Below are 10686 nucleotides of genomic sequence, written 5' to 3' on the forward strand. Positions count from 1 at the left end.
CTTTTCTAGCACCAGACGCCTAAATGCTGTATATACTGAGACAGAAGGAAAGGAGGCGTGACGCGATGTGTTGTGGAAATGGAGGCGGCGGCCGCCTGCTGGGCATCTGCGCTGTCGCTCTGGGTGCGGGGATTTTAATCGCCGCAGTGTTTCCCGTGGGAGTGCTGATGTTTCTGGTCGCGTTTCTGCTGATCGGCTGCGGCTGCGCCTGCTGCCGGCGTTGAGAACAGGGAGGAGGCGTCATATGAATATCGTGGTCTGGAAATCCCCTAAAATGCTTCGGGGCATTCTGCGGAAAATCTTTAAGGTGTGAGTCATAACCTTTCCCGGCAGTTCATAGAGTAGGACATGGATTCAATGAACTGCCGGGAAAGGAAGGGTTCTTCATGGAACTGGATTTAAAAAGAGTGTCCCTGGACACATATGAGACGGGAGGGGACCTGACTCTGACACAGGAGGAAACTGCGGAGACCATTGTGCCGGATTACTGTCCCGACATTGCCCGCATTATTGAGACGGACGGAAAGGTTTATCTCCACAGCCGGGAACTGCGGGACGGGAAAGCGGAGCTCTCCGGAACGGTACGGGTGACGGTGCTGTACACGCCCGACGGTGAGAGCGGTGTCCGAACGCTGGAGTTCGCCATTCCTTTTACCGTGGAGAGCGACGGACACGCCCTGCCAGGCTGCCAGCATTTGACCGCAGAGACGGAGACGGAATTTTTGGAAGCCCGTATGCTGAATCCCCGAAAAATATTTACGCACTGCAAGTTGGTCAGCCACATTACCGGCTATCAGCGCAAACCGTTGGAGTTCTGTATGGATACGGAGGCAGACTCCGGGCTCCAGGTGGAAAAACGGCAGGAGCAGCAGCACGCAATCCTTTTGACACACATAGCTGAAAAGGATTTTACCTTTACGGAGGAAATGAACCTTTCCCCAGGCCGCGCCGGAGCTGCGGAGCTGCTGACCAGCCAGGTTTCCAGCACCGTGACGGAGACGAAGATCGTGGGCAGCAAGCTGATTTTCAAGGGTGTTTTCTCCGTCAGCCTGCTCTACCGGGACAACAGCGGCGGGTGCGGTTCCGTCACCTCGGAGCTTCCTTTCTCTCAGATTATGGAAGTGGAGGGCGCTGTGGAGGGCTCCGCCGCCGGATTGCAGCTGCAGCTTACCGGCACGGATTTCCAAATCGACGGCGACGATCCGGAGGGCCGGCAGATTTCCGTGACGCTGTATTTTCACGCTACAGCTCTGCTTCGGGAGGAACAGGAGCTGACGCTGCTCAGCGATCTTTACTCCACCGCCCATGATCTGACCTATGAGGCTGCGCCGCTGAACATCACCAGCTTCTGCGAAAATCTGAGCCGCCGTCAAACTCTGCGGGAGGTGTTGGAGATCGGCGTGGTGGCGGAATCCATTTTGGCTCTTTCCGCCGCCTGCGGTACAGTTTCCGTCAGCCGGGAGGGAAGCATGGCGGTTCTGCGGACCAGCGTAACCGTTCGGGCCATGTATCTGGATGAGGGCGGCGTTCCGCTGGTGGCGGAGCGAAGCATAGATGCGGGCTGCCAGCTGGAGCTGCCGGAGGATTGCCGGATTACCGCCAGAGCGGTTTGTGCCGGTGAGGTCCAGGGAACGCTGGGGGACCGGGGCATTGAGGTCCGCTTTCCTGTGGACTTCCATGTGGAAGCTGCGTCCCGTATGAAAAAGGTATGCGTTTCCGCCGCCAAGCTGGATACGGAAACCGTCAAGGATTTGAGCGGCGCGCCATCTTTGGTTCTGCGGTGCATCGGCCGGCAGGAAAGCGCCTGGGATTTGGCCAAGAAATACAATACGACCATTGCTGCGATTCTCTCCGCCAATCAGCTGGAGGGGGAGGAGCAGATTCCTCAGGATCAGATGCTGCTGATTCCCAGGAAACGGGCGTAAGAAAAGGGCGCGGGAGAAGTTCTCCCGCGTCCTTCCTTTATGCTGTTATCCCGCCAAACTGAGGAACGGGCTGAGAGGTAATCAGTCGTTTGCATAGCGGGACAGGAACTGCCGCGTCCGTTCCTCTTTCGGGTGGTCGATGACCTCCCGGGGGTCTCCCTGCTCCACAATGACGCCGCTGTCCATAAAGATCACTTGGTCCGCCACATCCCTGGCAAACGCCATTTCGTGGGTCACGATAATCATCGTGGTTTTCTGTTCCGCCAGGGAACGGATCACCCGCAGCACCTCTCCCGTAAGCTCAGGGTCCAAGGCGGAAGTGGGCTCATCAAAGCAAAGAATATCCGGATGCAGAGCCAGCGCCCGGGCAATGGCCACCCGCTGCTGCTGCCCTCCGGAGAGCTGGTGGGGATAATGCTCCGCCCGGTCGGCAAGGCCCATCTGGGCCAGCAGCTCCCGGCCCGCTTTCACAATGGCCTCCTTGCTCTCGCCGCCCCGCTCTTTAGCCAGCAGCTCCCGGGCCAGGGTGACATTCTGAAGGGCCGTGTACTGGGGGAAGAGGTTGAAGTTTTGGAAGACGAGTCCGAAATGGAGGCGCTTGGTTCGAATTTCACTCTCCATCTGCGTCTTGGGATCGGATGCGTCAAAAATCAGGCTGCCGTTGACGGTAATGGAGCCGCGGTCCGGCCGCTCCAGAAAGTTCAGGCAGCGGAGCAGCGTGGTTTTGCCGGAGCCGGAGGAGCCAATGATGGAGAGCGCCTGCCCCTGGTCCAGAGAGAAGCTGATATCGCTGAGGACCTGCGTAGCGCCAAAGTGCTTTTCAATGTGTTGAACTTCCAGAATCGACATACAGGACCCTCCTTACTTGAAATAATCCAACTTCTTCTCAAACTGGTTCAGCAGGATGGTTAAAATGCCGCTGAGCACCAGATAGAAGACCGCCGTGTAAAACAAAGGCCAGATCAGGCCCTTTTTGATGTACGTCTCGCCCATCCAAATCAGCTCGTAAACAGAGATGACCCGAACCAGAGATGTGTCCTTTACCAGGGTGATAAACTCGTTGCCCATAGGGGGGACAATGCGCTTGACCACCTGGAGCAGCGTGACCTTGAAGAAAATCTGAGATTTGGTCATGCCCAAAACCTGCCCCGCCTCATACTGTCCCTGGGGAACGGATTGAATGCCGCCCCGATAAATCTCGGAAAAATAGCAGGCATAGTTGACCACAAACGCCACCAACGCCGCCGTGAAACGGGGCAGAAGAGGGAGTCCGAACAACAGGCCGGGGCCGTAAAAAATAATCAGAATCTGAATCATCAGCGGGGAGCCCCGGATGATCCAAACCATGGTCTGCACCAGCCAGCGCAGCGGAGCAAAACGGCTCATGGACCCAAAGCTGATGATCAGCCCCAGAGGCAGGGCAAACACCAGCGTGAGGAAAAAGAGCTTCAAAGTGGTGACCATTCCCTCCAGCAGGCTCATGGTTACGGGTATCAACATGGGGAGTTCTCCTTTCAAAAACCGGGAAGGGCAGAGGGCCCCAAAACCAGGGTCCTCTGCCTGCATCTATCCGGATTATGGTCAGCCTTCGATCGCGCTCTTTACGGCCTCCTGAACGCCGTAGGTCTCGGCAACTTCCAGGACCTTGCCCTCCGCATACATGTCCTTCCACCAGGTATTGAAGGTATCCACCAAATCGGACCCCTTGCGGAAGCCCACGCCGTACTCCTCATCGTTGAGCTGAACGGTATAGGTCAGGTCGGGATAGCTGGTGCCCTCGCCAATCATGGCGCCGGCCATCAAAAGATCGATAACAGCCGCGTCGGAGGCGCCGGAGGCCACTTCCATCAATGCGGCGGCCTGATTCTGCATGGCGGTGTAGGGGATGCTCAGAGCATCCAGCTGCTTCGCTCCGGCAGAGCCGTTCTCCACGGCAAAGGTCAGATCACTGAGGCTCTCCACAGTCTGATACTGATCCGCCACAGCCTTATTGAGCACCACCACCTGGCCGTTGAGGCAGTAGGGATGGGAGGTACCCATCAGGGCCTTCACATCGTCGGTGAGGGTCATGCCGTTCCAGACCACGTCAATGGCCTTGGTGTCCAGCTCCATGGACTTGGCGTCCCAGTCGGCCAGCTCCAGGAACTCGGCCTTCACGCCCAGAGACTCGGCAAAGGCCTTGGCCATGTCCGCATCAAAGCCAATCCACTCGTCGCTGCCGGTTTCCTTATAATCCATGGGGGCAAAATCCGTCATGCCGATCACCAGGGTGCCTTTGCCCTGGACATAGGCGATGTCGCTGTCCGCGTCTTTTTGCTCCCCTCCGGCTTCAGGCGCACTGCCGCCGGCGGGCGGAGCGTCGTTTCCGCCGTCGCTGGAGCCGCCGGAATTTCCGCCGCAGGCGGCCAGACTCCATACCATCACAAGGGCCAGCAGAAGGGCCCAGAACTTGCGGTTTCTTTTCATGTTTTCATCCTCCAAATTCGAACAGGCGCGCCCGTTCATTTAATACGGTAGCAGTTTACCATATTAAAGCATTTCTGTAAAGCATGAATTCGACCAAAACGGCCCGCCTGATGTCTGGGGTTTCTTGTGCGCTTTCTCTAAAACGAGACGGGCTGTCATACTTTTGCCCAAGCGGTCATAGAGTGGAAACATGAATATGGAGCGGAAAAAGGACGGGATACTATGAACACAACCATCTATCAGAATATCGCCACACGCACGGCGGGAGATATCTACATTGGCGTGGTGGGCCCGGTGCGGACCGGAAAGTCCACCTTCATCAAGCGTTTCATGGAGACCCAGGTCATCCCCAACATTGAAAATGTATACCGGAAAGAGCGGGCCCGAGATGAGCTGCCCCAAAGCGGCTCCGGCCGGACCATCATGACGGCCGAGCCCAAGTTTGTGCCGGAGGAGGCCGCGCAGATCCAGCTGCCTGACGGCGCATCCTTCTCCGTGCGGCTTATTGACTGTGTGGGTTACATGGTTCGGGGGGCCATCGGCCAGTTTGAGGACGACGCGCCCCGGATGGTGACCACCCCCTGGTACGACCACGAGATTCCCATGACGGAGGCGGCGGAAATCGGCACCCGGAAGGTCATCTCGGAGCACTCCACCATCGGCATTGTCATCACCACGGACGGCACAGTCTCCGACATTCCCCGGGAGGACTATCTGGAGGCGGAGGAGCGGGTGGTTCGGGAGCTCCAGGAGCTGGGAAAACCGTTCATTGTTCTTTTGAACTCCGTGGATCCCAAGAGCGACCGGGCAAAGGCCGTCGCCCGGGACATCTCCTCCCGCTATAAGGTGAACTGCGTCCCGGTAAACTGCCTGGACTTGGGGGAGGAGGACGTGGCGGACATCCTCAAGGCCGTCCTTTACGAGTTCCCCATGCAGGAGCTGGACCTGTATTTGCCCCCTTGGGTGGACGCCCTGCCCACGGAGCATCCCATCAAAGCCAGCCTCTATGACGCAGTCCGGCAGGGTACCTCTCAGCTCCAGCATATCCGGGAGGTGGACGGCGTCATCGCCGCCTTAGGGGCCTGTGAGAACATCAGTGAGGCCAAGATTACCTCCATAGACCTGGGGACCGGCGTGGCGGCGGCCAGCCTCAGCCTGCCACGGGAGCTGTTTTACCACACCCTGTCGGAGCAGTCCGGGTTCGAGGTAGGGGATGACGGGGACCTGATGAGCCTCCTCACGCGTCTGGCGGCGGTGAAGGCGGAATACGACAAGGTAGCCGGAGCGCTGCGGGACGTCCGGGAAACAGGCTATGGCATTGTAGTCCCCAGCATCGAGGAACTGAAGCTGGAGGAGCCGGAAATCATGAAGCAGGGGGGCCGCTACGGCGTGAAGCTGAAAGCCAGCGCCCCCAGCATCCACATGATTCGGGCGGATATCGAAACAGCAGTCTCGCCCATCGTGGGGAACGAGAAGCAGTCGGAGGATATGGTGAACTACCTTCTCCAGGAGTTCGAGGGGGACACCAGCAAAATCTGGCAGTCTAACATCTTCGGCCGGAGCTTCCACGAGCTGGTCAGCGACGACCTCCAGGGCAAGCTGAAGAGAATGCCGGACGACGCCCGGAAGAAGCTCCAGGAGACCCTGACCCGCATCATCAACGAGGGCAGCGGCGGACTGATCTGCATCATTTTGTAAATGGCAAAGCGGCAGGCATTGGAAAACCGATGCCCGCCGCTCTTTCCATTTGCTCACAGCGCCGTTCCTCTTTTCGGCATGTACAGCCCCGCCAGGTCCGCGCCCTCCAGCTCCAACAGAAACCGCTTCTTCTCCACGCCTCCGGCGTAGCCCGTCAGGCTGCCGTCCGCCCCCACTACCCGGTGGCAGGGAATCAGGATGGAAATGGGATTGTGCCCCACCGCGCCGCCCACTGCCTGGGGAGCGGCCCGCGTTCCGGAGGCCTTCAGCTTTTCTGCCAGCGTGCCGTAGGTGGCCGTCTGCCCAAGGGGAATTTCCAGCAGCAGGTCCCACACCTTCTGCCGGAATGCACTCCCTCTGGGCGACAGGGGCGGCAGGGGAGGGAGATCCCGCTTTTCAAAATAGGCGTCCAGCCACGCCTCCGCCTGGGCAAAGACCGGCAGGTCCGGCCGTTCCGCGGTCTCCGCCTCCAATCCGGAGGCGAAGTACTTCTGACCCTCCAGCCAAAGACCCAGAATACTCTCTCCGTCAGAGGCCAGAGACAGGGGCCCCAGGGGTGAGATCAGCTTTGTCAGATAGGTCATGTACGACACCGCCCTCTCTCTTGGATGACTTGATTATACCAGAACATATGTATTGCCGCAACTCCCTTTTTTCAGCGGCTCTTGCAAGGCGGTCCCGCTCGTGCTACTATAGGAGCATACAACAAAACCGGAATGAAAGGAGCGCTTTCCATGCTGCTTGCCATTGACGTGGGCAACTCCAATACCTCCGTCGGCCTCTTTGACAAGGACAAATCCCTCCGCTTTCTGGCTTCTCTGGACACGGACAGCCGGAAGACCGCCGACCAGATCAGCATCGATCTGATGAACCTGTTCACCCTCTATCATTTCAGCTACAAAGACGTTACCGGAGCCATCCTGTGCAGCGTGGTGCCGCCTCTGAACTTCATGATGGAAAAGGCCCTGACCCGCCTTTTGGGCAAACCTCCCATGGTGGTCGGCCCCGGCGTGAAGACCGGGCTGAATATCCGCCTGACGGTCCAAACCCAGGTGGGAGCGGACATTGTGGCCGACGCCGTGGCGGCTCTGGAGAAATTCAATCCTCCCATCATTACTATTGACATGGGCACCGCCACCACCATTGGCGTCATCTCCGAGGGCCGGACCTATGAGGGGGGACTGCTGCTGCCGGGAGTCAACGTCTCTCTGGAGGCCCTGAGCCGCCGGGCAGCCCAGCTTCCGGACATCTCGCTCCAGCATCCCAAGTCCCTCATTGGGAAAAATACCGAGGATTGTATGCGCTCCGGCATTGTCTACGGCACAGCCGGAATGCTGGACGGCATCATCGACCGCATCCGGGACGAGTTTCCGGGCCGGGAGGTCAGTGTGGTGGCCACGGGGGGAAACGCCCCGGTGATCGTGCGCTATTGCCGGAATTCCATTGTCTATGACAAGTTCCTCTTGATGGACGGGCTCTGGACCATCTATCAGAAGAACCGATGAATGCAGATACGGCCATGGGAGTTGACCGTATTTTCCTGCGCTGTTCGGAGGATTGCGCCGTCCGCCTGTTGGCGGACGGTTTTTTCCGTGTTTATAAATTGTCGGGAACGCCTGCACGGTTTTCCCGTCTATACAATTGAAGGTCCTTCCACCAACTACGAAAGGGGAGAAACTATGGAAGACTACGCCATTGTAGAACTATACTGGTCCCGGAATCCGGAGGCCATCCGGCGGACCGGCGAGAAATACGGCGGCTACTGCCGGGCCATCGCCCGGAATATTTTATCGGACGGCCGGGACGCGGAGGAGTGCGTCAACGACACCTGGCTCAACGCCTGGAATGCCATGCCGGAGAACCGGCCCAGCCTGCTGGCGCCGTTTCTGGGAAAAATCACACGAAATCTGGCCTTTACCCGCTGGAGAGCCAGCCATGCGCAGAAGCGGGGAGGGGGAGAGCTGCCCTTGGTCTTAGATGAACTGACGGAATGCGTTTCGTCCGCCGGAACCCTTCAAGCCGTAGAGGCGGCAGAGCTGGAGGCAGCAGTCAACCGCTTCCTGCACACGCTGCCGGAGCGGGACTGCAACATCTTTCTGCGGCGCTGCTGGTTCACAGAGCCCATGGCGGACATTGCCAAACGATACGGCATGCCGGAAAATACTGTGCGGACCAGCCTGTTTCGCAGCCGGGAGAAGCTGCGGCTTTATTTGGAAAAGGAGGAGCTCTTATGAAGGATCAGGAGCGTCTGTTTCTCGCCATCGGCAGCGCCGAGCCGGCGCTGATCGCCCGTAGCGAGCGGCGGAGGAGGCGCCGCTGGCCCGGATATTGCTTGGCCGCCGCGGCCTGCCTGACCCTGGTGCTGGCACTGGGGCGTGTACTTCCTTCGTGGACAGAACCGCCCGCCATCGCCACACCGGACCCGCCGGTAACCCAGAACCCCGACGGCCAGCGGCTCGTTTTGCCGGAGCAGGGCAGTGAGATCGGGACCCTTCGGCTGCTGAGCTATGCCCCGCAATCCCAGGAGAAAGCGGTGGATTTCCTCATCTATGTCAACGAGGAGCAGTTTAATATCCGTGAAGCGGATGGGCTTTACAGTATTAGAAGTACAGACCCTCTGCCGGAAAATTTCCCGGAATGCGGCCTGGATATTGTCCACCTTGCCAACATCTCTCCCGACGCAGCAAACATGTTGGCGGCGGAATCCTTGGGAAACCGTTATGCCATGGTTTTCCAGGAGGAGGAAAGCTCCGCTTTGCCCAAATGCCCCTATCTGCGGGCCAGCGCGGGTACGGACTGGAACTCCGAACAGGCCGAGCTCTGGTTTGTGGACGATGGACAGGGGGGGGCCTTTGTCCTCACCGCCCGCTACTTTTTGGAGGCGGAGGAGGGAATGGGTATGCGGTTCAGGGACATGGTGTCCAGCTTCCGGGTTATCCCCCTGAACATGGCTGTGCCGGAGTGGATGGCCTCCCTCTATAAGGCCGTAGACCGCCTGTTTCCGGCACTGCTGTCCAACGATCTCTCCGGCGTCTCCGATCTGCTGGCGGAAAACGCCAGCGTGGGCGCTTATGACCGGAATGTCTGGGAATATGTTACCATTGCCTCTGTGGATTATATTCCGGACAACGATCAGAACCCCGCTTCCGCCACGGTTTCCGTGAAGCACCGGCTGAACCTGGAGGAAGGGGAAAGCTACTGCTATCTTACACTGGAATTGGTCCATCAGGACGGCCAATGGCGGCTGGTCTGGTCCGGTATTGAGAAATAAATGAGAAGCGCCCCGTTCTTACGAACGGGGCGTCAGGCTGTCGAAAAAGTATTTTCGCCAGCCTGCGCAAGTTTTTCAAAACTTTAAAAAAGTTTTGAAAAACTTCTGATTGAAAACGAAAGGAACCCCTCCTGGGTTCCTCTCGTAACTCTCTTCCTTCCCGTTGCGCCAATCTTCTGCGTTTTTTGACACGCTGGCGCCCCGTTCTTACGAACGGGGCGTCTTCTATAGAAAAGTCTGGAATTTACTTTGCCAGGACCTTTTTGAGTTTGGCAAAGCGGGGCAGGGAATCCTGTTTGGGCAGCTTAGGCTCACCTTGCACCAGGGGCAGCACGTAGTCGATGAAGGGCTTTTCCACACCGTTGTGAGCGGCGTTGATCCACTCCAGAGGCACTTTCTTCTCGGTGTTGGCCACATCGGTCAGACCCAGCAGCTTGGTCTTGCAGACATACTGTCCGCCCTCGTAAGCACGCTCAAAGCCCACCATCTTGTCGGTGATGCCCGCCACAGCGTTTTCCACGGCGGCTTTGCCGGACATGAAGGACTCCTCAATATCCGTTTCAGAGGCCAGGTGCGCGCCGCAGCGCTGGAGCAGGCTCAGCTCAATACCCCGGACCTTCGCACCAGTTTTCTGTTTCACGGCGTCGGCCAGCATGGCGGCCAGACCGCCCAGCTGAGCGTGGCCGAAGCCGTCGGTGGCAGAGGTCTTCGCCTCGGAGACGAAGGAGCCGTCGGCGTAGTGGATGCCCTCGGAGACGGCTACCATGCAGTTGCCCTTCTCCTTATAAATGCGGTCCACGTCGCTCAGGAACTGCTCCATGTCAAAGTCCACCTCGGGGAGGTACACCAGATCAGGACCCGCGCCGTAAGCGGTGGCCAAGGCGGCGGCGCCGGCCAGCCAGCCAGCGTGGCGGCCCATGATTTCAATGACGCAGACCATGCCAGTGTCATAGACCCGGGCATCCTGATAGACCTCCATGCAGGAGGTGGCGATATATTTGGCGGCAGAAGCGAAGCCGGGGCAGTGGTCCGTGCCGAAGAGGTCGTTGTCAATGGTCTTGGGCACGCCCATAACGCGGCACTCGTAGCCCACCTTCTGCATATACTTGCTGATCTTGTTGCAGGTATCCATGGAGTCGTTGCCGCCGTTGTAGAAGAAATAGCGGACGTCATATTTCTTGAAAATCTCCAGAATACGCTTATAATCGGTATCGTCCACATCCGGGTCCTTCATCTTATAGCGGCAGGAACCCAGGGCGGAGGAAGGGGTGTATTTCAGCAGCTCCAGCTCGGCGGGGTCCTCCTGGCCCATGTCAAACAGCCGGT

General features: G+C 58.4%; 11 protein-coding genes. 6 read left to right on the top strand and 5 right to left on the bottom strand.

Annotated features, from left to right (window positions below):
• The first annotated feature begins 65 nt into the window (after positions 1-65).
• Together QZ329_RS04655 and QZ329_RS04660 are read left to right on the top strand one after the other, a co-directional pair.
• Positions 66-224 (top strand): hypothetical protein, encoded by a 159-nt coding sequence (locus QZ329_RS04655; RefSeq protein ID WP_295748849.1) that lies wholly within the window; start codon positions 66-68, stop codon positions 222-224.
• Positions 225-386: 162 nt separating this feature from the next.
• Positions 387-1925: an SPOCS domain-containing protein gene (locus QZ329_RS04660; protein ID WP_295748852.1), complete on the top strand. Its 1539-nt coding sequence runs from the start codon at positions 387-389 to the stop codon at positions 1923-1925.
• 81 nt (positions 1926-2006) lie between these two features.
• On the opposite strand, the gene QZ329_RS04665 is transcribed toward QZ329_RS04660, so the two are convergent.
• From QZ329_RS04665 to QZ329_RS04675, 3 genes are all read right to left on the bottom strand, one after another.
• Positions 2007-2774: an amino acid ABC transporter ATP-binding protein gene (locus QZ329_RS04665; RefSeq protein ID WP_295748855.1), complete on the bottom strand. Its 768-nt coding sequence runs from the start codon at positions 2772-2774 to the stop codon at positions 2007-2009.
• Positions 2775-2786: 12 nt separating this feature from the next.
• Positions 2787-3425, bottom strand: a complete 639-nt coding sequence (locus tag QZ329_RS04670) for an amino acid ABC transporter permease (protein ID WP_295748856.1) — start codon at positions 3423-3425, stop codon at positions 2787-2789.
• 81 nt (positions 3426-3506) lie between these two features.
• The gene (locus QZ329_RS04675; RefSeq protein ID WP_295748858.1) at positions 3507-4391 is read right to left on the bottom strand and encodes a transporter substrate-binding domain-containing protein; all 885 of its coding nucleotides are present in this window, start codon (positions 4389-4391) and stop codon (positions 3507-3509) included.
• Positions 4392-4613: 222 nt separating this feature from the next.
• On the opposite strand from QZ329_RS04675, the gene spoIVA reads away from it, so the two are divergent.
• Entirely contained in the window at positions 4614-6089 is a 1476-nt protein-coding gene (spoIVA, locus tag QZ329_RS04680; RefSeq protein WP_295748859.1) for a stage IV sporulation protein A, read from the top strand.
• A 53-nt stretch (positions 6090-6142) separates the two neighbouring features.
• On the opposite strand, the gene QZ329_RS04685 is transcribed toward spoIVA, so the two are convergent.
• Complete coding sequence (locus QZ329_RS04685) at positions 6143-6673, bottom strand: methylated-DNA--[protein]-cysteine S-methyltransferase (protein WP_295748863.1); 531 nt, start codon at positions 6671-6673, stop codon at positions 6143-6145.
• Positions 6674-6823: 150 nt separating this feature from the next.
• Between QZ329_RS04685 and QZ329_RS04690 the strand changes: the two genes are divergently transcribed.
• The 3 genes from QZ329_RS04690 (at position 6824) to QZ329_RS04700 (ending at position 9360) form a co-directional block, all read left to right on the top strand.
• On the top strand, positions 6824-7594 hold the full coding sequence (locus QZ329_RS04690) for a type III pantothenate kinase (protein ID WP_295748866.1): 771 nt from the start codon (positions 6824-6826) through the stop codon (positions 7592-7594).
• Positions 7595-7768: 174 nt separating this feature from the next.
• On the top strand, positions 7769-8323 hold the full coding sequence (locus QZ329_RS04695) for a sigma-70 family RNA polymerase sigma factor (protein WP_295748868.1): 555 nt from the start codon (positions 7769-7771) through the stop codon (positions 8321-8323).
• Positions 8320-9360, top strand: coding sequence for a hypothetical protein (locus QZ329_RS04700; RefSeq protein ID WP_295748872.1), 1041 nt, complete (start codon positions 8320-8322; stop codon positions 9358-9360). The genes QZ329_RS04695 and QZ329_RS04700 overlap by 4 nt, the downstream gene beginning before the upstream one ends.
• Positions 9361-9604: 244 nt before the next feature.
• Here the strand turns inward: QZ329_RS04700 and QZ329_RS04705 are convergent.
• The coding region (locus tag QZ329_RS04705; RefSeq protein ID WP_295748874.1) for a 6-phosphofructokinase at positions 9605-10686 on the bottom strand (1082 nt) is incomplete at its 5' end.

The sequence above is a fragment of the uncultured Oscillibacter sp. genome (genome assembly GCF_910579365.1).
Lineage (GTDB): Bacteria > Bacillota > Clostridia > Oscillospirales > Oscillospiraceae > Oscillibacter.